The organism is Lysinibacillus mangiferihumi, from assembly GCF_003049665.1.
Lineage (GTDB): Bacteria > Bacillota > Bacilli > Bacillales_A > Planococcaceae > Lysinibacillus > Lysinibacillus mangiferihumi.
Window position 1 is genome coordinate 28,505 of record NZ_PYWM01000011.1, and the last position, 24,244, is coordinate 52,748.

At 33.6% G+C, this 24,244-nt stretch carries 23 protein-coding genes; 20 read left to right on the forward strand and 3 right to left on the reverse strand.

All coding sequences use genetic code 11. The features are described from left to right. Nucleotides 1-4 precede the first annotated feature (4 nt). From C9J37_RS11940 to prfB, 13 genes are all read left to right on the forward strand, one after another. Entirely contained in the window at nucleotides 5-1,045 is a 1,041-nt protein-coding gene (locus tag C9J37_RS11940; protein WP_107895528.1) for a nucleotidyltransferase family protein, read from the forward strand. A 1-nt stretch (nucleotide 1,046) separates the two neighbouring features. Beyond that, nucleotides 1,047-1,727 (forward strand): acylneuraminate cytidylyltransferase family protein, encoded by a 681-nt coding sequence (locus C9J37_RS11945; protein WP_107895529.1) that lies wholly within the window; start codon nucleotides 1,047-1,049, stop codon nucleotides 1,725-1,727. 21 nt (nucleotides 1,728-1,748) lie between these two features. Next, a complete protein-coding gene (locus C9J37_RS11950) occupies nucleotides 1,749-3,722 on the forward strand; it encodes a sulfatase-like hydrolase/transferase (protein ID WP_107895530.1) in 1,974 nt (657 codons plus the stop codon). A gap of 23 nt (nucleotides 3,723-3,745) precedes the next feature. Then, complete coding sequence (locus tag C9J37_RS11955) at nucleotides 3,746-4,411, forward strand: class I SAM-dependent methyltransferase (protein ID WP_107895531.1); 666 nt, start codon at nucleotides 3,746-3,748, stop codon at nucleotides 4,409-4,411. A gap of 401 nt (nucleotides 4,412-4,812) precedes the next feature. After that, nucleotides 4,813-5,199: a flagellar protein FlaG gene (locus C9J37_RS11960; RefSeq protein WP_107895532.1), complete on the forward strand. Its 387-nt coding sequence runs from the start codon at nucleotides 4,813-4,815 to the stop codon at nucleotides 5,197-5,199. A gap of 27 nt (nucleotides 5,200-5,226) precedes the next feature. Further along, the gene (gene fliD / locus C9J37_RS11965) at nucleotides 5,227-7,512 is read left to right on the forward strand and encodes a flagellar filament capping protein FliD (RefSeq protein ID WP_107895533.1); all 2,286 of its coding nucleotides are present in this window, start codon (nucleotides 5,227-5,229) and stop codon (nucleotides 7,510-7,512) included. A 34-nt stretch (nucleotides 7,513-7,546) separates the two neighbouring features. Then, nucleotides 7,547-7,906, forward strand: coding sequence for a flagellar protein FliT (locus C9J37_RS11970; protein ID WP_107895534.1), 360 nt, complete (start codon nucleotides 7,547-7,549; stop codon nucleotides 7,904-7,906). A gap of 76 nt (nucleotides 7,907-7,982) precedes the next feature. After that, nucleotides 7,983-8,393, forward strand: a complete 411-nt coding sequence (fliS, locus tag C9J37_RS11975; RefSeq protein ID WP_107895535.1) for a flagellar export chaperone FliS — start codon at nucleotides 7,983-7,985, stop codon at nucleotides 8,391-8,393. Between the two features lie 227 nt (nucleotides 8,394-8,620). Beyond that, nucleotides 8,621-9,004: a PilZ domain-containing protein gene (locus tag C9J37_RS11980; protein WP_107895536.1), complete on the forward strand. Its 384-nt coding sequence runs from the start codon at nucleotides 8,621-8,623 to the stop codon at nucleotides 9,002-9,004. 90 nt (nucleotides 9,005-9,094) lie between these two features. Beyond that, nucleotides 9,095-9,646, forward strand: coding sequence for a ribosome hibernation-promoting factor, HPF/YfiA family (hpf, locus tag C9J37_RS11985; RefSeq protein WP_025218652.1), 552 nt, complete (start codon nucleotides 9,095-9,097; stop codon nucleotides 9,644-9,646). Between the two features lie 234 nt (nucleotides 9,647-9,880). Then, complete coding sequence (gene secA / locus C9J37_RS11990) at nucleotides 9,881-12,394, forward strand: preprotein translocase subunit SecA (RefSeq protein WP_107895537.1); 2,514 nt, start codon at nucleotides 9,881-9,883, stop codon at nucleotides 12,392-12,394. A gap of 351 nt (nucleotides 12,395-12,745) precedes the next feature. Further along, nucleotides 12,746-13,303, forward strand: coding sequence for a competence protein ComK (locus tag C9J37_RS11995; RefSeq protein WP_235617097.1), 558 nt, complete (start codon nucleotides 12,746-12,748; stop codon nucleotides 13,301-13,303). 576 nt (nucleotides 13,304-13,879) lie between these two features. Continuing rightward, a protein-coding gene (gene prfB / locus C9J37_RS12000) for a peptide chain release factor 2 (protein WP_407656245.1) occupies nucleotides 13,880-14,984 on the forward strand; the annotation gives its coding sequence in 2 pieces (ribosomal slippage) (nucleotides 13,880-13,954 and nucleotides 13,956-14,984; 1,104 coding nt in all). 92 nt (nucleotides 14,985-15,076) lie between these two features. Here prfB and C9J37_RS12005 read toward each other — a convergent pair. After that, nucleotides 15,077-15,586, reverse strand: coding sequence for a competence protein ComK (locus tag C9J37_RS12005; protein ID WP_107895538.1), 510 nt, complete (start codon nucleotides 15,584-15,586; stop codon nucleotides 15,077-15,079). Between the two features lie 231 nt (nucleotides 15,587-15,817). On the opposite strand from C9J37_RS12005, the gene C9J37_RS12010 reads away from it, so the two are divergent. The 4 genes from C9J37_RS12010 to C9J37_RS12025 all read left to right on the forward strand — a co-directional run bounded on the left by C9J37_RS12010 (nucleotide 15,818) and on the right by C9J37_RS12025 (nucleotide 18,723). After that, nucleotides 15,818-16,060: an IDEAL domain-containing protein gene (locus C9J37_RS12010; protein WP_024362495.1), complete on the forward strand. Its 243-nt coding sequence runs from the start codon at nucleotides 15,818-15,820 to the stop codon at nucleotides 16,058-16,060. A 781-nt stretch (nucleotides 16,061-16,841) separates the two neighbouring features. Then, nucleotides 16,842-17,336 carry an RNA polymerase sigma factor gene (locus tag C9J37_RS12015; protein WP_107895539.1) on the forward strand — a complete coding sequence of 165 codons (495 nt, stop codon included), beginning with the start codon at nucleotides 16,842-16,844 and terminating at the stop codon, nucleotides 17,334-17,336. Continuing rightward, on the forward strand, nucleotides 17,323-17,982 hold the full coding sequence (locus C9J37_RS12020; protein ID WP_107895540.1) for a zf-HC2 domain-containing protein: 660 nt from the start codon (nucleotides 17,323-17,325) through the stop codon (nucleotides 17,980-17,982). The genes C9J37_RS12015 and C9J37_RS12020 overlap by 14 nt, the downstream gene beginning before the upstream one ends. Before the next feature lie 213 nt (nucleotides 17,983-18,195). After that, a complete protein-coding gene (locus tag C9J37_RS12025; protein WP_107895541.1) occupies nucleotides 18,196-18,723 on the forward strand; it encodes a GrpB family protein in 528 nt (175 codons plus the stop codon). A gap of 329 nt (nucleotides 18,724-19,052) precedes the next feature. Here C9J37_RS12025 and C9J37_RS12030 read toward each other — a convergent pair whose 3' ends face one another. Further along, the gene (locus tag C9J37_RS12030) at nucleotides 19,053-19,931 is read right to left on the reverse strand and encodes a LysR family transcriptional regulator (protein ID WP_107895542.1); all 879 of its coding nucleotides are present in this window, start codon (nucleotides 19,929-19,931) and stop codon (nucleotides 19,053-19,055) included. 111 nt (nucleotides 19,932-20,042) lie between these two features. On the opposite strand from C9J37_RS12030, the gene C9J37_RS12035 reads away from it, so the two are divergent. The 3 genes from C9J37_RS12035 to C9J37_RS12045 all read left to right on the forward strand — a co-directional run bounded on the left by C9J37_RS12035 (nucleotide 20,043) and on the right by C9J37_RS12045 (nucleotide 22,740). After that, the gene (locus C9J37_RS12035) at nucleotides 20,043-21,053 is read left to right on the forward strand and encodes a DUF2332 domain-containing protein (protein ID WP_107895543.1); all 1,011 of its coding nucleotides are present in this window, start codon (nucleotides 20,043-20,045) and stop codon (nucleotides 21,051-21,053) included. A 483-nt stretch (nucleotides 21,054-21,536) separates the two neighbouring features. Continuing rightward, on the forward strand, nucleotides 21,537-21,998 hold the full coding sequence (locus C9J37_RS12040; RefSeq protein WP_107895544.1) for an NUDIX hydrolase: 462 nt from the start codon (nucleotides 21,537-21,539) through the stop codon (nucleotides 21,996-21,998). A gap of 178 nt (nucleotides 21,999-22,176) precedes the next feature. Beyond that, a complete protein-coding gene (locus C9J37_RS12045) occupies nucleotides 22,177-22,740 on the forward strand; it encodes a netrin-like domain-containing protein (RefSeq protein WP_153063489.1) in 564 nt (187 codons plus the stop codon). 337 nt (nucleotides 22,741-23,077) lie between these two features. Here C9J37_RS12045 and C9J37_RS12050 read toward each other — a convergent pair whose 3' ends face one another. Beyond that, nucleotides 23,078-23,983 (reverse strand): DUF4261 domain-containing protein, encoded by a 906-nt coding sequence (locus C9J37_RS12050; protein WP_107895546.1) that lies wholly within the window; start codon nucleotides 23,981-23,983, stop codon nucleotides 23,078-23,080. Between the last annotated feature and the right edge of the window lie 261 nt (nucleotides 23,984-24,244).

Consider the following 24,244-nt stretch of genomic DNA (forward strand, 5'->3'; position numbering starts at 1 on the left):
CTATATGAAACAATGGCAAAAAACACTAGTTAATCAAAATCATACTTTACTAGATACAATGAAAATTATTGATGATTCTTCTTTGCAATTTGCAGTAGTTGTAGATGAAGAACAACATTTGCTTGGGACTGTCACAGATGGAGATATTCGCCGGGGTATTTTGCGAGGTGAGGGTCTTGATGTAACAATTACATCCATTATGAACTCAAATCCAATAAGTGCAAGAAGCGGTCAAAATTATCACAAATATAAGCAACTAATGAAATCGAAAATGCTTAAGCAATTACCTATTGTGGATGATAATAATAAAATAATTAATATACTATTTGCTGATAATATTGAAACTTCATTAAATAAAAATACGGTTGTGTTAATGCTCGGTGGGTTAGGTACAAGGTTGCGACCATTAACGAACGATACACCAAAACCAATGCTTAGAGTTGGAAATAAACCAATTTTAGAAACAATAATAGAAGGTTTTAAGCAATATGGCTATACTAATTTTATTTTTTCTGTAAATTACAAAAAAGAGATTATCCAAGACTATTTTCAAAATGGAGAAGCTTTTGATGTAACGATTGAATATATTGAGGAAGACAAAAAAATGGGAACTGCAGGAGCGCTTTCCTTATTAAAAAATAGACCGACGAAACCATTTTTTGTGATGAATGGAGATTTGCTAACACAAATTAATTTTGACCAATTAATGCAATTCCATAATGAGCATAACTCTATTGGAACAATGTGTGTAAGAGAGTATGAGTTTCAAATTCCATACGGAGTTATTGAAACGAGTGGTGCTGATTTAAAAATGATTAAAGAAAAGCCAATTCATCGAAGCTTTATCAATGCAGGTATTTATGTATTAGATCCAGAGGTTTTTGATTATATTCCAGAGAATCAATTTTATGATATGCCAGCTTTATTTGAACAATTAATAGAACAGGGAAAGAAAACATTAGCTTTCCCTATTCATGAATATTGGTTAGATATAGGCCAAATGGATGATTACAATAGAGCAAATGATGAATTGAAGGAGTTTTAAAGTGAATTTAAAAATTTTAGCAATTATCCCTGCGCGTGGGGGATCAAAAGGTGTTCCGCGTAAAAATATCCGGAACCTTGCTGGAAAGCCCTTAATTGCGTGGACCATCGAAGAAGCAAAAAAATCAAAATATATTAATCGATTAGTATTATCATCTGATGATGATGAAATTATTGAAGTTGCAAAAGAGTACGGGTGTGATGTTCCTTTTAAACGTCCAAAAGAACTTGCTCAGGACGATACTCCAGGAATAGAAACAGTTCTTCATGCAATTGAACATTGTCCAGGTTATGATTTTGTTATGATTCTCCAACCGACTTCTCCTTTACGCACAGTCGAGGATATAGACCAGTGTATTGAATATACAATGAGAGAAAATGCCAAGTTATGTGTGTCGGTCTCAGAAGCTTCGCAATCACCTTATTGGATGTATAAAAGAGAAGATGATTATTTAGTTCCATTGATTAAACAAGATAAATTAATTACTAGAAGACAAGATATACCAAAAGTTTTTATATTAAATGGGTCTATCTATCTTGGAGATATAGAAAAAATTAAAGCAGCGAAATCATTTATTACAAATGAAACAAAAGCTTATGAGATGCCCATTAGTAAATCTTACGATATAGATAGCTTGGATGATTTTATTATTTGCGAAAATTTTATAAAAAAACTTCCATAAACTGATTGAAAAGGAGAAAAAATGATAAAAGAAGTTAAGCAATTAAAAAAAAGAATAGAATTAGCTTTTAATCAAAATGATTATGAAAACTTGAAGAAATTGTTAAAAAGCTACCCTATAAAAAATGAATTTTATTATATAGCAAGAGCAAATTATAATTATTGTAAAGGAGAAATTAATAAAGGAATTGAGGTTTTGCAAGAGAGTTTACAAAAATTTAGCAATTCCTTTGAAATCCATTTTAATTTAGCAACACTCTTTGCAGCTAAAGAGCAATATAATGATGCAATATTAACTTATGCTAGAGCAGTAAAATTAGCTAGTAATAAGGAAGATAAAGATGAGGCATTGACTAAAATAAACGATCTTTTACAGGTACTAGAGCTAGATATAAAAAATAGTAAAAGCGAATTACAAAAAGTTGCACATAATGCTCAACTTATAATAAATGAATTTGATGATAGAATATTCCCCCTTACTCGAAATAATGATAGTATAATTCGTAAAGTAGATAATGGTGAATTAGTAAATCTATACCGTACTTTTAATACGATTGAAAATATTGATGAAACTAGTCGATTTTTCTTTAAAACAGAGCTATTTAAAGGGCAATCTACTAAAGAGCAGGTATTTAAAATAGAGAAACCCTCTATTGTGCCAATTAGCTTTATCGATGGAGTTTCAAAAGTTATTGTTAATACTCCAACAAATCAATTCAAGTATAATATTGGAACTTTAGATAAAAATCATTATCATTATTTACGTTTTGATGAGCCAGGACAATATAAAATAGTTACTGATACCCCTATTTTTGTAGGAAACGTACTTTCATTAGAAAATGAGCCACAAAAAGTTAAATTAGCAATTAATATTTTTATTGATGGTTTATCGGGTGCTTTTTTGAAAGAACATATGGAAGAGTATATGCCTCGTACAGCTGAATACTTTAAGAAAGGTTTTATTAATACTAACTGTTATACAACGGGGGATTGGACATATCCATCAGTATCAAGTTTATTAACAGGAAAAACTACTTTAAACCATGCTAGGCATCACCCTACGAACTTTTTCGACTTTACAAAATATAATCGTATTTTCTTTGAAGATATAAGAGAAAACGGATATATCACAGGACAATTTAATAATAATTGGCGTATGACACCTACATATGGCTATTCTGAAGGAATGGATCGATTAGTATATCAAAACTTCTTAGGTGGATTTGCTGCAGGTGAAGTGTTAAGTGAGGCTATTGAACATATCGAAACATTTAAAAATGCTTCACAATACTTATGGATAAGTTTAACAGATTTACATGATGTTGCAGATGAAATCAATGATAACTTTATGAGTCAAGCTAATACTCATTCCCAATACTTCCAAGAGAAAAAAAAGGGAGTTACATCTGTTCAATCAAAATATGATGAAAATAAAATTGAACGCTATATTCAAGAAATGAAGCGTTTAGATCTGCATTTATCAATGCTCTATAATTATTTAAATACAAATTACAGACTAGATGAGATAGTATTGATGTTATTTTCAGATCATGGACAAACATACTTTTCGGAAGAAGAGTTCTTGTTACATGAGTATCGAACAAACATTCCATTTATGGCTGTAGGTAAAAATGTACCTCAGAAAACAAGTAATGAACTCTGTAGTATAGTTGATATCTTCCCTACTTTATTGCAAATATTAGGTATTGGGAATGATGGAAATGAAGGGAAAGTACTTAAAGATTTTGATGGAGAAGGACGGAAATATGTAATAACAGAAACGATTCATCCAAACCAGCCATATTTAGTAACTTTAAAAACAGAGGATGTTGAATATCGTTTTAAGACCATTGATAATGTGGATGGAAATTGCCGTGTAGACTTAGAGCACTTTGATTTTTGGGCTATTGATAGATATAGCGGACAAATAATGGAAAATAAAGATAATAAATGTTTAGATTATATAATAGAAAGAGCAGCTATATTACAACGATAATAATAGAATAATGGAGTATTTAAATGTATAAAAATGAGGGATATTGGAATAATTTTTATCTTAATAATAAAGAATTAAAAAATGCATCGGAATTTATCAAATCTGATTATTTAAGTAAATACAATGCAGAAGAATATTTAATATTAGAGTTAGGTTGTGGGGCTGGGGCCGACAGTTTTTATTTAGCTAATAAATGTTTTGAAGTAATAGCTATAGATGGATCTGAAACTGCTATTACAAAAAACAAAGCACTAGAAAATAATTTCGTCGAGTTCTTCTGTAAAAATTTAAGCGATGAGAAGGAGGTGAAAAATTTATTATATTATGTCAATGAGAAAGCTTTAAGAGGTCAAAAAAATATATTAATTTACACAAGATTTTTCTTGCATTCGATTTCAGAGAGTGTAGAAGATATATTACTTTCAGCTATAAAAGTAAATTCGAAAGTACCTACAAGCTTTGTCAGTGAATTTCGTGTGAAAGAAGATGAAAAACTATACAAAGTCTTTAATAATCATTATAGACGATATGTAGATACTAATTTATTTTTAGAAAAATTCATAAATGAAGGCTTTGAAGTAGAAAAATTTGAAAAAGCACGTGGGTTATCCCCATTTAAAGATGAAGATCCTTTTCTTGCAAGAGTATCGTTGAGATATAATTTAGACTTAAAGAGTGCGAAAATTTGAGCAAAGCTAAGAAATACTAAGAGTATTAATAAATAAACATACTTATTTATTTTATATCTAATAATGAGAATTATATTAGTGAAGGAATAAAGCTTTCATTCTGATGTCAAGGTCGATTTATATCATTAATTTTGATATAAATCGACTTTTTAAATGCTTTTAGAATATCAAACTTGTTTCTTTACTTTGAAGTGAGGTTCTTTGACTTTATTCTTTTGTTGGTCTTTTGAAATACTTTTTTATCCTAATTTACTTCAAATATTTTATAATACTAGCGTTTTGGACCTTTACAATAAATGTTCTTTCTATATATCCACATTGTTTCTCAAAAAACTGAAATTCCCTTTTTTTTGACCGATATTACTAATAATATTTGTAAGACAGTCAAGGAGGATGGAAAAATGCGTATTACAAGTAATGCAGATGTAAGTGCAATAACTGCGAGCAAACAAGTTTCGACAAACACTCAAGATATTGACAAGGCAATAGTGTCACAAGGAGGCGACACTATAGAAAATAATACAGCACCAGTTGTTGAACAAATACAAGATAATAATGATGATACAAAAGTAAAATTACAAGAAGCAGTTGATAAAATGAATCAGATGCTAGAGGTCAATCACAACGCAGCAAAATTTAAATATCACGAGGGGCTTGACCGATATTATGTAACTGTAGTAGACCGTGAAACGGATGAAGTTATAAAAGAAATCCCACCGAAGAGACTATTAGATGCCTTTTATGAAATGCAAAAACTATTTGGCATGATTATAGATGAAAAAATATAAGATGATTTATAAAATGGAGGAATACTTATGGCAATGAGAGTCGGCGGTTTAGCATCAGGAATGGATATTGATGCTTTAGTAGAAAAATTAATGAAAGCAGAGAAAGCACCATTAAATAAACTTTTACAAAATAAACAAAAATACGAATGGCAACGTGATGCTTATCGGGATGTTAATACAAAATTAAAAACTTTCGATACGTACATTGCAGATAACTTAGTATTAAAAAACTTAAATTCAAAAGCAGCAAGTAGTTCGAATTCAGATTTAGTATCAGTCGTTGCTACTGGTAAGGCAACAGGAACCTTGTCAATTGAAGGGGTTTCGCAACTAGCAGAGGCAGCTCGTATTACTAGTGGACAAATTAATGGTACTAATTCTACAAAAATGAGTGATTTAGTTGGAAGCGATACGAAATTTATTGAATTTAAAGCACCTAAAGCTGACGGATCAAAGCCAGAAGGTATACAGATTGCGATTACATCAGATATGTCGGTGGATGACTTTGTATCAAAAGTGAATGAAAGTAATGCTGGTGTTTCAGCTGTATTTGAAAATGGTCATTTTTCATTTACTGCAAAAAATACTGGTAAAGGTGACATTGAAATTAAAGGTATTGATGGTTCTGGCGCCAATACTAATATCAGTGATTTAAAACTAGAAGGTGGCAACGGTGCTATCAAAAATTCAGGTAAAAATGCCATTTTTCAAGTGAATGGTATTGCAACAGAGCGTAACTCCAATTCATTTACCATCAATGGCTATAGTATTACATTAAAATCTACTTTTAATGGCAAAGCAGCAAGTCAAGGTGTTGTAGATATTGCTCAGCAAAGTGTAAATACAGCGACAACTAAGTTACAAGATTTAATCAATAAGGCTGCACTGGAATATAGTGTAGATTTAAATGGTATTACAAATCTTTCGGATCAACTAAATGCCGTAAATGCAAAATTAACACAAGTAATTTCTGCAAACCAAACTTCAGTAGATAACGCGAAAGCACAGTTAGAAACAGCAAGTGGTACTGAAATTGCATTGAAATTGCAAAATGCTGATGCTCAAAACTTCTTTGACTCATTAACTAAAGAGCAACGTATTGCATTATCTGAAATGGATTTATCAGCAACCGATTTAGATTTAACTACTCTTAATTTGTCAACAGAGCAGTTGGATAAATTTAATGCTTTATCAGAGGATGGCAAAAATGAGCTAAACGCATTAACAAAAGCAGATGTAACTAAGACTGCAGGCACAGTATACAATGCATTATCAGAAACTACACGATCTGCAATAAGTAGTGGAACCTCTTTAACGGATATTTTAGATAATCCAGACCTATCTGATAAGGATAGAGATCTTTTAAAGAATCTATCAAATGATGAGTTTACTGCATTAGTTGATGTAGATGCCAAAACAAAAGTATATTCAAATACCCTGAGTGAATTAGTTAAGGCACAATCACATCAAGTGAACTTAACGAATGCAGATAATGAACTTCAGAAGGCACAAAAGGGATTAGAAGATGCGAAGGCTGCGAACGATGCGATTCCTAACGATCCTTCATCTGTTACTGTTCCAGCAGTTACCCTTTCATCGACGACAAATGTTGATGACATAATGAAGAAAATTAGAGAATTTGTAGACACATATAATGGACTTATTAAAGACTTGAATGCTCAAACGAAACAAGCAAAATATCGAGATTATGCTCCTCTTACGGAAGAGCAGAAGAAAGATATGAAGGAAGGCGAAATTAAACTTTGGGAAGAAAAAGCGAAAAGCGGATTGCTTCGTAGTGATTCACTACTTCGTGATGGGCTTTCTAATATGCGTTCACTTGTTTATGAATCAGTGCCAGGTCTCGAAGATTCAAAATTCAATTCATTATTTAGCATTGGTATTACATCAACAAAAAGTTACAACGATGGTGGTACGTTAGAAATTAATGAGGATAAATTGCGTAAAGCGTTAGAGGAAGATCCAGATGCAGTAACACGTATCTTTAAAAATGATGGTGGAAAAGCAAAAGATATAGTAGATGGTAAAGTTGTTGAAACACGTGGATATCTTGCGCGACTACGTGGAACAATGGATGAATTTAAAGTTTCGATTGAGCAAAAAGCTGGTCGTGCTACGTTGACAGATCAACAGTATACTATAGGTAAAAATATAATTGATACTGAAAAGCGCATTTCTACATGGCAAGATAAGCTAAAAGATATTGAAAGTAGATATTGGAGACAATTCACAGCAATGGAAAAAGCAATCAATAAAGCGAATTCTCAATCAAGCTTGTTCTCTCAAGGATGATCAAGGTTTTAACTAAGCAAGGTAGGAGAAGTGTATGCAACTAATAAATCAACTATTGCAGACATCTGCGAATCTCTATAAATTATTAGGTGATATCCCTAATGGCGAAGATCGTGATGACTATGTAGATACGATTAATAATATGTTGGACAAGCGTGGTATACTTATCAATGATTTAAAACAAGAAGGTTTTCATTTTAATGAACAAGATCGTGTGCATCTTACTTTACTTAAATTAGATAATGGCATTAAAGAACGATTGGCTGCTGTAATGAGCGCAGTAAAGCAAGATATGGCAAACCTTCAAAAAACGAAAAAAAGTGAAGCGCAATATTTCAATCCATATTCAAATGTTCGTGTTATGGATGGGATGTATTATGACAAAAAGAATTAAGATTTTCCGATTAGCTTTTCTTCGTTAAATGGTTTAAAATAGTAAATAAGTAACATCTAAAAGGAGTTGTCCATTCTTGGCAGCAAATTTAACAGCACAAAACGCGTATAAGCAAAATAGTGTCACAACGGCTTCACCTGGAGAGCTTACATTAATGCTTTATAATGGGTGTTTAAAGTTCTTAAGTAAAGCTAAACTTGCGATTCAAGATAAGAATATTCAAGACAAAAATACAAATTTAATAAAAGCACAAGCGATTATTAGTGAGCTAATGGCAACACTTAATATGGACATTGAAGTGTCGAAAAATATGTTAGCACTCTATGAATATATGAATCGGCGTTTAGTAGAAGCAAATATCCAAAATGATGTTAGTATCATTGAAGAAGTTGAAGGGTTCGTGACGGAATTCCGTGATACATGGAAAGAAGTAATTCGCATTAATCGACAACAACAATTCGGTAATGGGAATAATGCACAAGTTTAATAAAAAATTAGAGACCATCGCAAGATGATGGTCTCTTTTCTTTGTAATAGATTGCGAAATTGCAAGTTGTTACGTTTATACAAAATTCGACAAGGGAAATAGTCCATCTAGTTATAAATTAGGTCATTAAATGGTCAAATATGTTACTAATTCCCTCTAGATGAAAATCATTCATTCATGTCATAATCAAGCTAATGATATGTTTGAAAAGTATTGGGGTGGGGAAAATGAAATTTAAACGTCAAGAAGGCTTCCGGTTTAAATTTGACGAGCCAGTTAATATGACTTTTGCGGTATATGAAAATGGCAAAGTGAATCATGCACAAACGGCAATCGCTGATTTGTTAGATATTAGTCCGAGGGGATTAAAGATGTTTACCGAGGTCGATTTAGGTTTACGTCCTGCACCACTTGATTTGCGTTTTGTTTTGGATACAAGAGAAATTCGTGTATACGGAGAGGTTATTTGGAGCCGCCCTTATGGCAATGGGAAACAATATGGTGTGTTTTTCAATAATCAGGGTGCTGTTGAGGATTTGATTGTTGATGAGCTAAAAGCCCGCAGTAAAAAAGAGGCAGCTGAAGCTAAGATGAAAAAAATCAATTCTTAAAATTTCTTGTGAAAAAAAGAATTATTTTAGAGGAATTTCACACACTTGTGTAGAAATATATAGTATAGCAGTTATAAAGGAGGAGTTTACATGTTAAACTTTAACATTCGCGGTGAAAATATTGAGGTAACTCCAGCTATTCGAGAGTATGTTGAAAATAAAATCGAAAAAGTTGAACGTTATTTTAACGAAGATGTTAACGCCAATGCTAACGTAAATTTAAAGGTTTACAATGACAAACAAACAAAAGTGGAAGTTACAATTCCAATGAAAAACTTAACACTTCGTGCAGAAGAACGTCATAACGATATGTATGCTGCGATCGATTTAATTGTCGATAAATTAGAACGACAAATTCGCAAACATAAAACGAAAGTAAACCGTAAATTCCGTGAGCGTGAAGGTGCAGGACTTTATTTTGCTACAACACAAGCTGTAGCTGATACAGTAACAGAGGATGACGAGTATTCTATTGTACGTACAAAACAATTTGATTTAAAACCGATGGATCAAGAAGAAGCGGTGTTACAGATGAATATGTTAGGACATGATTTCTATATTTTCACTGATGCTGAATCAAACGGTACAAACATTGTTTACAAACGTAAAGATGGCAAGTACGGCTTAATCGAAACAACTTAAATTATATATTGATGGGGGCCTCTCGTTTTTGCGGGAGGCTTTTTTGAGTGCCACATGTGCTCGTAGCAAAATTTCGACAGATACAACACGCGTATTACATAAAAGGTTGAAAAAATCGTGAACTAAACTTATTTTGCGCCGTTTCAGTTAGCACTTTAAGGACACTGTTTGCATGAAACTGTTACACAATGGTAAAATGAAATTTGAGACTCGTATAGGAAGTGAAAAATATTCATGGCAAACCTATTAAATAAATTATTTGATTTCAATAAACGTGAGTTAAAAAAATTAGAAAAAATCGCTGACCAGGTTGAGGGATTCGCTTCTCAAATGGAACAGCTTTCAGATGAACAACTACAAGCGAAGACAGAAGAATTTAAAAAGCGTTATGCAGATGGCGAAAAATTAGATTCTATTCGTGCTGAAGCTTTTGCGGTGAGTCGTGAGGCGTCGAAACGTGTATTAGGCATGTATCCTTTCCGCGTGCAAATCATGGGTGCTGCTTCACTTGATGAAGGTAATATTTCAGAGATGAAAACCGGTGAAGGTAAAACGTTAACAGCGACGATGGCGGTTTATTTAAATGCTATTACTGGCAAAGGCGTGCATGTTGTGACAGTCAATGAATATTTGGCTAGTCGTGACGCTGCTGAGATGGGCCAACTGTATAATTTCTTAGGTCTTACTGTAGGTTTAAATTTAAACAGTTTGTCAAAAGAAGAGAAGCGCGCTGCATATGAAGCGGATATTACGTATAGTACAAACAATGAGTTAGGGTTCGACTATTTACGTGACAATATGGTGCTTTATAAAGAAGAACGTGTGCAACGTCCGTTACACTATGCTGTTATCGATGAGGTTGACTCGATTTTAATTGATGAAGCACGTACGCCATTAATTATCTCGGGTCAGGCTGGGAAATCAGCACAATTGTACAAGCAGTCGAATGCATTTGTCCGCATGTTAAGTGCAGATACAGATTACACATATGAAGAGTCGACAAAAGGTGTTACGTTAACGGATGCCGGTGTGGAAAAAGCGGAAAAAGCATTTGGTATCGACAATTTATTTGATTTAACACATGTACGATTAAATCATGCTATTAACCAATCACTAAAGGCACATGTGAGTATGCATAATGATGTTGACTATGTTGTCCAAGATGGCGAAATCGTCATTGTTGACGGCTTTACTGGACGTTTAATGAAAGGACGTCGCTATTCGGATGGCCTCCATCAAGCAATTGAAGCTAAAGAGGGCGTTGAGATTCAAAATGAATCGATGACAATGGCTACAATTACATTCCAAAACTATTTCCGTATGTACCAGAAACTTGCGGGTATGACAGGTACAGCGAAAACAGAAGAAGAAGAGTTCCGTAATATTTACAATATGAGTGTTATTGCGATTCCGACGAATAAGCCTATCGCGCGTGATGACCGTCCAGATTTAATTTTTGCTTCGATGGAAGGGAAATATAAAGCGGTGGCGGCTGACATTGCTGAACGCCATAAGGCAGGACAACCTGTACTTGTGGGTACAGTTGCGATTGAGACATCAGAAATTATTTCGCAATTGCTTAATAAACATAAAATTCCACATAACGTATTGAATGCGAAAAACCATGAGCGTGAAGCGGAAATTATCGCCAATGCTGGTTTAAAAGGTGCCGTTACAATCGCAACGAATATGGCTGGTCGTGGTACTGATATTAAACCTGGTGAAGGGGTATTAGAAATTGGTGGTTTAGCAGTCATCGGTACAGAACGTCACGAATCACGTCGTATCGATAATCAGCTACGTGGTCGTTCTGGACGTCAAGGGAATCCAGGGGTTACGCAATTCTACTTGTCGCTGGAAGATGATTTAATGCGTCGCTTTGGCTCTGACAATATGAAGTCGATGATGATGCGATTAGGAATGGATGATTCACAACCATTACAATCGAAAGTCGTATCAAGAGCTGTAGAATCAGCACAGAAACGTGTTGAAGGGAATAACTTCGATGCACGTAAACGTTTATTACAATATGATGATGTTTTACGTCAGCAACGTGAGATTATTTACAAAGAACGTTATGATGTTTTAGAAACAGAGAATATGCGTGTACTTGTAGAGTCCATGATTCAGGAATCAATCGATAATGTTGTTAGCCTTTATACACAAGGAGAGCAGCAGAACGATTGGAACTTAAAAGCGATTGAGGATTATGTGTCCGCAAATCTATTAGAAGAAGGTACATTAAAAGTAGCTGATTTCCAAGGCAAATCTGCTGAAGACATTATCGCACTTATTTCTGACGCTGTGCATCAACGCTATGATGAAAAAGAAGCAGAGCTTACTCCAGAGCGTATGCGTGAGTTTGAAAAAGTTATCTTATTGCGTTCGATTGATACGAAGTGGATTGACCATATTGACGCAATGGATCAATTACGACAAGGGATACACTTACGTGCTTATGGTCAAAATGATCCATTACGCGAATATCAACAAGAAGGCTTTGCTATGTTTGAGGATATGGTCGCTTCCATTCGTGAAGATGTAGCGAAATATGCGATGAAAGCCGAAATTCGCAGTAACTTAGAACGTGAAGAGGTTGCCAAAGGTCAGGCTGTGAATCCAAAAGAAGATGGTTCTCCAGCACCGAAAAAACAACCTGTACGTAAGGCCGAAAATATTGGTCGAAATGATTTATGCCCATGTGGTAGTGGCAAGAAATTTAAAAACTGTCATGGTGCAGGTCAATAAATTAATAGTAAAAGATCAATTCAACGGATAGTTGAGTTGATCTTTTTTTATCTATTCCTAGAAAATATGGAGTTAAAAGTCAGAATTAATAGACAATAGATGATTAAGGGTATACAATAATTGTAACAATAGGTATTTAGTACAATGAAAGTCAATAGTATAGCAGATTGCTGAATGATTTCATTAAGTCCACATGAACTTTCTTTTTTGACTAAAAGGGAGGTGAATTGATCTTCAAGTAGACAAAATTCTCGAGGGTATGCTCGAGGAAGTACATAAGTTACAACAAGATACATGTACATTCCTTTTTAATTCAGATGATAGACATGATATTTAAAGGAGGAGTAATCATTGCATTATAATTGTGGAGACATTATGAGTAGTGAAACTATGTTGTATATGCCTGAGTATGATGCCTTTGGAAATTTATGTACACGCGTAATTGAAAGGGACTTTCAATATATATCCAAATTATCACCTACGAGATTAATGGATTTTAATCTTCGTTATTTTGGGTCTAGCCTACGAGGGGCCTTTGATGGCTCCAAGATGATATTAGGTAAGCTGAATAAAAATCCTATTGTTGTCCACGAGCGTTTTAATATTTTATGGTTTCCTAGTAAGTCGCCCTTACATCCTGAATGTATTTGGTTTGCCGTTCATCATATCGACGACTATATCGCGGTTAATAAAAAGCAAACAAAGGTGGTCTTTATGAACGGCCAAGAAATTATTGTGGATGTTAGCCCAAAAGCATTCGAATACCGTATTCAAAGGGCGTTCTTATTAAAATATAAGCTTGAGAAGCGTACAAAGCATTTACTTGTACAATTTGATCGAGTCAAAGTTTTTCGACGAATGGCCATCCATTCCAAGTTGGAGGATGAACCAAAGCAAGATGAGAGCTAGAAATTAACCACGCATATTACTCCATGATAAATCACTGATGGTAAGTACCAAGAATGAATTCATTGCAGCTTTATTTTTCTTCATGCTGTTTCAAATGCAAACAAATAACCATTAACAATTGCAGGAATTTACAAGTAGACTTTCTAGTTCACGGGCTACATTTGGATACAAATGAATACTATTTGCTTATACGAAAGGGTGGAAATGGATGATTTATTACGAAACGACTTGTATTTGTTGTAAGAAACTGTTTAAGCTTTTAGAAGGAACAAGGAAATATCAACTTTATAAGGTGAATCGAAATCGACGTTTGACATGCGAACATTGTGATCAAAAGATTCATGCGGAAGCGCGTAAAAGTTTACTTGCAAAATTAAATTAGTGAAATTGAACAAAGAAAGTAGTAGCACAAGCTAAGCTAGTTTGTGCTACTATTTTTTTGTTCAGGCTTTGCCATTTTTAAGCGCAACCTATGGAGATATTGAAAATAGTATGTTTTCTGCCTCAAAAACGCTATAATAAAAAGATACGGATTTTACTTATAATATCCATTAAAAATGTTCGGAGGATTTAACAATGATTGAATTAGCAGATGTACGTAATGTGTTAGACACTACAGCCACTAAATTGGCGGACTTTAGGGGGTCTCTTTGACTTAGAAAACAAAGAGGCACGTATTCAGGAATTAGATGAAATGATGTTAGAGCCTGGTTTCTGGGACGATCAACAAGGAGCACAAGTAATCATTAATGAAGGGAACGGCTTGAAGGCCATCGTTAATGAATATAAAGAGTTAGTCGATACACATGAAAACTTAGATATGACACTTGAGTTATTGCGTGAAGAGCCTGATGAGGAATTGCAGGAGGAGCTAGGCAATGAGCTAGCGGAATTCCAACAAAAAATGAATGATTTTGAGCTGCAATTACTATTAAGTGGTCCATACGATCATAACAATGCAATTTTAGAGCTGCATCCTGGTGCTGGTGGTACTGAGTCTCAAGACTGGGGTTCGATGTTGCTTCGTATGTATACGCGTTGGGCTGAAAAACGTGGCTTTAAAGTAGAAACAGTCGATTATCTTCCAGGTGATGAAGCAGGTATTAAATCCGTAACATTATCTATTAAAGGACATAATGCGTACGGTTATTTACATGCTGAAAAAGGCGTACACCGTTTAGTACGTATTTCACCGTTTGATTCATCGGGTCGTCGTCATACATCATTCGTATCATGTGATGTTATGCCTGAATTTGATGACAATATTGAAGTGGACATTCGTACCGAGGATTTAAAAATTGATACGTATCGTGCAACAGGTGCGGGTGGTCAGCATATTAATACAACAGATTCAGCTGTCCGTATTACACATATACCAACAGGTACTGTTGTGCAATGCCAAGCAGAACGTTCACAAATTAAAAACCGTGAAAAAGCCATGACGATGTTAAAAGGTAAGTTGTACCAATTGGAAATTGACAAGCAACAAGCACAACTTGATGAAATTCGTGGAGAGCAAAAGGAAATTGGCTGGGGCTCTCAAATTCGTTCATACGTGTTCCATCCATACTCAATGGTCAAAGATCATCGTACAAGTGAAGAAACAGGGAATGTAGGAGCAGTAATGGATGGAGACATAGATCCATTCATCAATGCCTATTTACGTTCTAAAATCGGATAATGAATGAAAACCTCAGAGGCAACAAGCTTCTGAGGTTTTATTTTGAGGTGCCAGTCACTCAAACAATTCTGAATTTTCTAGGTGTCAGGCACTCAAAATGGAGGGTGATAGGGGGCATCATGGCTAAGTTGCTTGCGTTCTTCCATATAATGTTTATAGAGCATAGAAGCATTAACAAATTGTTTACTAATCGAGCCATATTTAATAGGGAGCTCGATTTTCATACCATTTTTCAACGTAATAATACAACCATCATTGCTTGGTGAAATATTTGAAATGGCATGGAGTCCAATCCAAATATTATGTATAGAGTTTGGGGAGTAGGTCGGCAAAAAAATGCAAGGAAAGCCATAATCATAAGCAACAACAATTGGCAGTTTATGTTGATTGCCAAAAAAACGTTTCGCAGAAATTTTTGCTGCTTCATACGTTGTGCCCAATGAAATGCATGACTTTCGTAAAACATGCAAAGGCTTGCGTGTCACAATTAGCTCATTATGCTTGTCGATGACCCTAGTGAAAATTTTAGATTCATGTTGAATAGGTTGTAATAAATAAGTATTAAAAGACATTAAATAACCATTTACATAATTTGTGGACATATATATGTAACGCCTCCTTAAGGGAATATTTATTTGTAGTGTAAATGACAAAGACGAATACTGAAAATATAGATAAAAAACGAAAATATCTAGAAATCGATACTATTTCTTTAGAAATTTGCTTAAAAATACGCTATAATTCTAATAAATGATAGTTGATTTTATTTTGTTTAGCGTTGCAATTTGGTCTGAATTTTCTTATAATTTAGAAAAGGATCGAGGTGGAGATCGTTGGATAAATATTATTCGTACACAGATTTTCTAAAAGCCGTTGGTCAGTCAAAAAAAGTTGATGAGGCAGAGAAATTATTGAACGAGATTTATTTAGATTTATTTTTAAATCATATCCAGCGTATGCATCGTGAGGAACAGCTAATGGTTCTGATAGATAGAACACTCGATGAACGAGATGAAAAGGCGTTTCATCTATACGCGGCTGAACTAGAGGCATTACACAAAATAGCAAGTGAATAATACGATAAGACCGCTCTCCGTTACGGGGGAGCGGATTTTTTTGTCTGCAATGAAATAGAAAGTGCCTTATTGCATTAATAGGGCTTAATAATGTGGATTTAAAATAAAGTCGCGATGTTTGTAAAAAAGATGCGATGTTTTTAACAAAGTCACGACGTATATAAAAATGTTGCGAGGTTCCGTTCTCTTTGGATACCCCTTTATCTAAAGGAGTGTTTTATCGTGAAAATGGAATAGTAACACTTTTGACCAACTTTTTAAGGGGTCCTTTAAAGCATAAGGGACGGACAGGTTACTTGACATGAAAGCCTCTCAATCGGCATGATTAGTTGCGCCAAGAATCCAGCTAAAAAGTGCTGGATTAGCCAAACGAAGCTAGCATACTCATTTATATTTGATGGAAGTAGAATCAAAGGAACAATTGAGTACTGATGGTAATGGTATTTGTGAAAGAGTATTTAAACTATAGAAGCATTCAAGAAGGATGAGGTATAGTTATATATTCGAATATGCTTATTTTTTGAGGAAAATTAAATATTATGTTGATCCTGAATCTTATTGGTATTAAGAAAAAATTTATCTAAGTGAATCAATTCCATAATTCAATTTCCCATTAATGAGTTTCAGTTCCTGATTAAAATCAAATAAAACGAACGATATATTATTATAGTTATTTTTATAACGCATTGTTCGTATTTTTTAATCGTAGAGGCATTTAATTTAAATATTTTTTGTAACGTAATTAAATTCTAGGAGTTATATAAGTGAAGGGGGGAAAGAGATGGACTTTGAGGAAATCTATAGCGAGTACTTTAAAGAAGTTTATTTGTTTATTAAATCATTAAGTCGAGATGAGTGTATAGCTGAAGAAATTACGCAAGAGGCATTTTTTAAAGCGTTAAAATCAATTGAAAAATTTGATGGTTCTAAAGATATTAGAGCGTGGCTTTTTACAATTGCCAAAAATACATATTTCTCTCATTACAAAGGAAAAAAGATGCAAATAGATTTAGATGTTATAGAAGAACCAAGTACAGGAGTTCAACTTATAAATCATTTGATGAATGAAGAAGATGCCTTTGCTGTTCATCAGTTTCTTCACTTGATGGGCGAGCCATATAAGGAAGTCTTTTCACTTCGCACTTTTGGCGAATTACCATTTGAGAAAATAGGGAGGCTCTTTGGAAAAAGCGCAGGGTGGGCAAGGGTGACCTTTTACAGAGCGAGAAAGCAAATTATGGAGTATATGGAGGGAATGAACCATGAAAAAGATTAAATGCACAATCATTCAAGATGTTTTACCCCTTTATATTGACGAAGTAGTTAGTCAAGATACAAAAGAAATGGTAGACGAACATTTACAGTCTTGTGATAAGTGTCAAAAGGAATATGAGTCCATGAAACAAGATCTTTATATTCCAGTAGAAAATAAAGACTCTCTTTTTAATAATATAAGTAAAAAATGGCGTAAGAAAAAAGTAATAGTATCAATTATTTCCATTTTAGTGACGGCAATTATTTTAATAGGGGTATTTTTGTATGTTTTTTATTATGAAACGGTTATTCCTTATTCGGAGGATTTAATTAAAATTGAAAGACAAGATGATAATCAATTGGTTTCTCATTATTTTGGTGAAAGCTATGCTGGTTTTAATGGGACGCATCCTATGCCACTTGAGATTGATGGAGAGAAGAAGAATGTGAGTTTTATTTTTTATACAAAAACCGTTGTTGATTCTCCTTCAAGCAACCTTATTAATAATAAAAAAAGTCTTAATGAACAAGAATATATCTTTGAACTTCCTGAAAGTGAGAAAATTGACATGGTGTATTATGTGGATTTTGATGTAGAAAAAATCACTGATGGAAAAGATTCATGGAATTCAATCTTAAAACGAGCTGTATTGATTTGGGAGAAGTAATAATAAGGCGCTTTCCTGGAAAAAGGAAAGCGCTTTTTTCATTAAAGGACCATTTAATTGAATAAACGTCGTTAAAGATATACGGTGGATCTCATTTTAATAATCTGGTTATATTGTGAAGTAATGTAATTAAACTGTCGTAGCAGTTTAATTAAGAAGGATAATGAAATAATAGAAAGAATTAGTTAACTATATTGAAAATGAGGTGACTAAATGAGTTTAGGATTAAAACGAGATGAGGTCAGGTTAGAAGCACATTATGATGATTGGGGAAAAGAATTTCTTAGGGTGAAAAAGGAAATTCTAAATTTAACATCCATTCAAGAAAATAGAATTGAACACATTGGTAGTACAGCCATTAAGAATATTGTTGCTAAGCCAATATTAGATTTAGTCGTTGGTGTTGACGATATTGAAAATGTTGATAAATCATTTTTTCAAGGGTTAAAGGAAGCTGGTTTTTTAAAACTCAAAGTGGAACGTCCGAATGAAATTGTGCTTGCTAAGTTTACTGATGATACTTACGAGGAAAAGACACACTTTATTCACTTAGTAGAATATGACAAAGAAATCTGGAAAAATTTAATCTTCTTTAGGAACTACTTAAACTCAAACGAAACAGCAAGGGAACAGTATAGAGAACTAAAAATGAAATTTCTTGAAGAGAAAAATGGTGGAATAAATGAATACACAGACTATAAGGAACAATTCGTAAAAGAGATCTATGAGAAAAGAAAATAATTTCTTATTGAGCTTACGGGATGCTTTTACATTAACAAGTAAAAGGTCACTTACTTAATATTCAACAATCGGGCGCGATTGTGGAACAACATAGAAATGACTTAAAAAGACTCTCCTATGATGACCTTTTTAGAAGAGAGTCTTTTAATTTATCTGGGAATAGTGGTTGGTGAAGTTTTTCTAAGCAAAATTTATTCAAAACGACAAAATTAAATTAATCTACTTTTTTCAGTATAACTCCTTCCAACAGTGAATGAAAGTTAAGACGCTTTATACATCCCCTGTCAAAAGGCACTTAAACTTAAGAGGAGAATTCATTTTTTACAGTATTATTGAAAGTGATTTCGTATATAGATTAAAAATGGTTGTATGTGTTCTTGATTACTTTTATAACTTATATAAATATTTATTTTATAAAGTGAGGCTATGACTCCAATATCTAACACGTTCAATTGTTCTTCTGCAATTTCTGAAGATACCTGAAATTCTGGCAATATTCCTATCCCAATATTTTCTTTAATCAATCTTATTGCAAAAATACTATCTTTCACATGTTTGAATTGCTTAATTCTATATTCTTTCCCTAACCATTCCATAATAGGTACATGTTCATCTAGATAACCAATATATAAAGGATAGGAATCAAATATGTTCTTTAATTGTTGATCAAATGTAGCCCCAACTAATTGTGTATTTGATGAATAAATAAGCTTTGCGGGTTCGCTTAAAATTTGCTCCGAATGTAGCCCTTTTGATTTTGTTCGGTTTAAACTAATCGCTATATCTACTTGTTCATTTTTTAGTAACTCATCTAAATGGTTTGTTTCCTGCATCCTAATTTCAATTTCATATTGTGGGTTTGCATACATAAAATTATGCACAACTTTTAATATATTTGAAGAAGTTAAAGATGAGGAAAGAGCTATTACTACTCGTACCTTCTTATTATTAGAGAAGGATTTAATCATTCTTCTATCTTCCTCCACTTGTGCCAATAATTTCTTACCCATCATATAGTACTGTTTTCCAATTTCAGTCATTGTTATTTTAGTATGTTCACGTTTAAATAACTGGACTTGTAGCTCTTTTTCTAAAGCTTTTATATGTACAGTAATGCTAGGCTGCGAAATAAATAATTTTTCTGCTGCAGCACGAAAACTACCTTCTTCATAGACAGTTATAAAGGTTTTAACCCATTTCAAATCCATATCTGACCCTCTTTTGATTACTATTTTTAATCAATATTATTAATTTTTATTAATTTATTTAATTTTTGTACAATTATACAATAAAATCATCAAATGAGATGAGGTGTATTGATGGAAAAATTAATTTTAACATTTCAACGTTTTGCTCACTATGAAGCAAAAGGAAAAAGCCCCCTTTATGAGTATTGGTGCAATAAAATTATTTCTCATGAACCATTATTAAATTTAATCAAAAACATTCCAACATCGCAGCCAAAGCCCAATCTATTTTTTGCATCTGTTCAGTATTTAAGTATGAAAAATCCCTGTCTATTATCAGTCGTTTTTGAGGAACCTGAACATGTCGATTTTGAAAAAAGCTTTCAATTACTTGTTCGATTTTGTATGGAGCATCAACAAGAACTAATCGAATTGTTTCAAACTAAACTCGTTCAAACAAACGAAGTGCAGCGTGCAAGCTATCTTTATCCTATTTTTTCAGAAATTGCATCAGCAGTTAATAAGCCATTGACTCTTATTGAAATTGGGACAAGTGCTGGTCTATTGTTAAATTTAGATTACTATCATTATGAAGTTAAGCAAAATCCATCTATTTATTTTGGGAATGCAAACAGTCCATTAACACTACAAGCTGAAAATTTAGGTCAGCCCCTTTTCAAATTAGAAAAACCGATTATTCAAATGCGAATGGGTATTGATTTAAACATTATAGACCTAGAAGATGAAGAACAATATCAATGGTTAAAATGCCTTATTTGGCCTGAGCTAAAACACCGAAAAACAAATTTAGAAATAGTACGTCAAATACATCAACAATGTCCAAAGAAATTACTAGCTGGTGATTTCAGAGAAATACTTCCAAGTGTCTTAAAAAACGACATGTACAAAGATAGTCAAATTGTTATTTTTCATACGCATGTTGCCAATCAATTTTCAATCCAATTAAAGGATGATTTAATGCAATTGCTTAACCAGATAAGCACGAAACAATCTATCTATCATGTTTACAATAATATGTTTGATGCCAATTTACACGTGGATTTGATAGAAAACAGTATTACAACATCTACCAGAACATTGAAAAATACAGATGGTCATGGAAATTATTTTTATTGGGAGTAAGTGAGTGAATTAAACAAAGGGGGAATTAAAGTTGTTAAGAACTTTGCAAAAAACAGGTTGGTTACGTTTAAATGCTATTTTGGAAAAATCTACAAAAGGAAACATCGGCAACTTATAGAAAAATTCCCATGTTCGACATCAAACAATGAAACCATATGAAGCTTATAGCCAAATTCGTCGCAATAAGTATTAGTATATAGAGAGAATTTATTAGCCCTATAAATCAGCATTTTTATTCGTTCCTAAACTTCAACTAACAGAAGCTTTTATTCAAAAAAAAATCTCCGAAAATTGGAATATTTTTAAATAAGGAAATTACTTTTTTTATTAAAGGTCCATTTTATGAAATAAGAGAGTTTTATTTTTGGAAATAATTAACGGGTTAATTATGGTATATTAAGCTTAATTCGCCCTTAATAAAGGAGTGCAAAATTTGATCATCTTTTTTGAGGAGTATATAAATAGGAATGAGAGTAATTATAAATGGAATACTATAAATATCTTAGGCAATATGTAGGTCATAGACCAATTATTTTACCAGGTTCTGTAGTTATCATTTTAAATGAACAAAATGAAGTGTTATTGCAAAAACGACACGATGGATATTGGGGATTACCAGGTGGTTTAATGGATTTAGGAGAAAGTTTTGAAGAAGTAGCTAAAAGAGAGGTTTTTGAAGAAACAGGATTAGTAGTCGAAAACTTAAAATTACTTAATGTATTCTCTGGTTCTAAATATTATTTAAAAGTTCCAAACGGTGACGAATTATATTCAGTAACAGCAGTTTATTATACTAGAGATGTAAGTGGGGATATGAAGATTGACTATAGCGAATCTGAAAAAATGCAGTATTTTTCAATAAATAATTTGCCAAATGAATTAACTGATGAGTATAGAGGTTTTATTGAACAATATTTAGATTGTAAAAATATGTACTTAAAGTAGCGAGTATGTTCAATAAGAAATAATTGATTGGGGGTGAAATCCTATTTTAGTTATTCCGTTAAAGGGCCATTTAATTGAATAAGTTTACAAACAAAGCTAGTTTTTTTATGTTAATGTTAGTATTAGGTTATAAAAATACTAAACAATGGTTATAGTGGGAGAGATTGAGATGATCTATTTGAAGAAAGCAATGACACTTCTGGCCTGCATTTTTCTTGGTATTTTTATAATAGGCTCTTTTCCCTCGATTACAAGTGCTTGTTCGTGTGCAAATTTACCAAGTGTAGAAGAAGAATTTGAACGGTCAAAAGCCGTATTTAGTGGGAAAGTTGTTGATATAAAAGAAAAACAAAGTTTAAAAGGATATCAATCTAAATCAGTTCTTTTTGAGGTAACGAACACCTGGAAGGGTGTTGAACAATCACAAATTATCATTACCACTGGTCAAGGTGGTGGAGATTGTGGATATAATTTTATAAAGGGAGAAGAATATTTGGTTTATGCTGACGAATCAATTATGTACGGGGGAAAATCACTTGTATCAGTCATTTGTGATCGTACTGATATGTTGAGTTCTTCACAAGAGGATTTGGAGGTGCTTGGAGAAGGACAGCCCCCGATTGAAGAAGTTAATTTAAGTGGTAAACATAATAGAAATCAACTATATATTTGGGCTACAGTGGCAGTAATCATTGGCATTGTTGTGTTTTTCATTTTAAATAAAAGAAAAAGGTTGGATTAATGATCCGGTAGAATTAGAGTCAATAAAAATCGACTTGAATAAATAATGATTGCTCCAATTTCAATTGAAGTATGGGGTTATTCAAGAATCGGGCGCGATTGAAACATAAAATAAAAGGGATGTACATATTAGCCATGTATAATATGTAGCATCCTGATTTTTTACGATTTAGACCTTGATAACGTATGATAACCACGATTATCTAAGGGGCCCATTAATAAAGACTAAGCATTAGAAACAAATTTTGATAAAACTAGTACTCATGGATTAAAACTGTTGAAGTCCGCACTTTTGGTTGTTTGAATGGACCTACACCACTATATACCTAAAGGAGCAACTATTCTTTAGGCCCACCCTGGTGACCTGCATAGTTGCCCTCACCGGGATCAAGATCAATGACTATGCGGTGCGGAACAGCCAATGCATATTGATGCTCGCAGCGCCAACGCATCTCCTCTGTAAAACCTATCGTTTCTCCATCTGTAATAATATCACCTTGATTAAACAAATAATAAGCAAAGTTAGTCAAGCAGTCTGCAACCTCATTGGTATCCATATCATAGAAGTGGCATTGCACATCAGGAATGCCTAGTGCAGCAAGGCCAATGGAATCCATGAGACCTTCCCGGCGTTCACTACCAGTACCCTCAACATTGTAGAATCGAATGTTCAATGCTCCATACAACATTTCGCCCTCATCAATAGCAGCCAAAAACACGGATGGCTCGACCAACTTATTGCTTTCTCTAAAATAAATCGCAGCGCAAGGGACCGTTTCCACTATTGCACGAAGAACATTCGTATGTAGCTCCAATCTTTTTTTGGGCTCCAGTCCAGATGCCATCATATCGACAAGTAACAACGCGTGACTACACTCTTGCAACGTTTGGCCTGCTTCATTCCAATGCCAACTTTGCTGCAAAGCTGCTTCGTAATCAGATATCGGACCTACATTTATGCCAGTAAGCGTTGTTTGTGCAGGCAATTCTCCTTCTGCATATTTCACCATATAATTCAAATGAAAGAAGTGAAGCATTTCGCCTTTCTCATGTTGCTCATAGGGCTCCCATACTGCCAGCGGCCCACTCTTTTCATTTTGTGGTCGATCTGTTTTCCCCATGTATTGTTCTATCTTGCTGTAGAGTAGTTCGCGGTCCACTACTGGCTTTTCTTTAAACAGCAGTTCAATAGCATAAACTCTAGCAAATCCAAAGTCTTTCTCCTGCTCTATGATTTCATTCATTAGGCACTCTCCTTCATTCTGTATTGTTTTCTTAATCATATATTGATGTGTTCATCAACTTCATCAAGAATACACGAAAGATTACCAACCGCCCATCATACTTTTTCCCTATCATTGCCAATTATGAGTGTCTATATGTTTTACATGAATCAATTTTTCGAAACTGGTTGGAAAACAGCATACGAGGCGTTTCGGGAAGAACTGTTGCACTTAATTTGACAAACGATCAGATATATTACGACGCTTTGGGAATATTTTTTC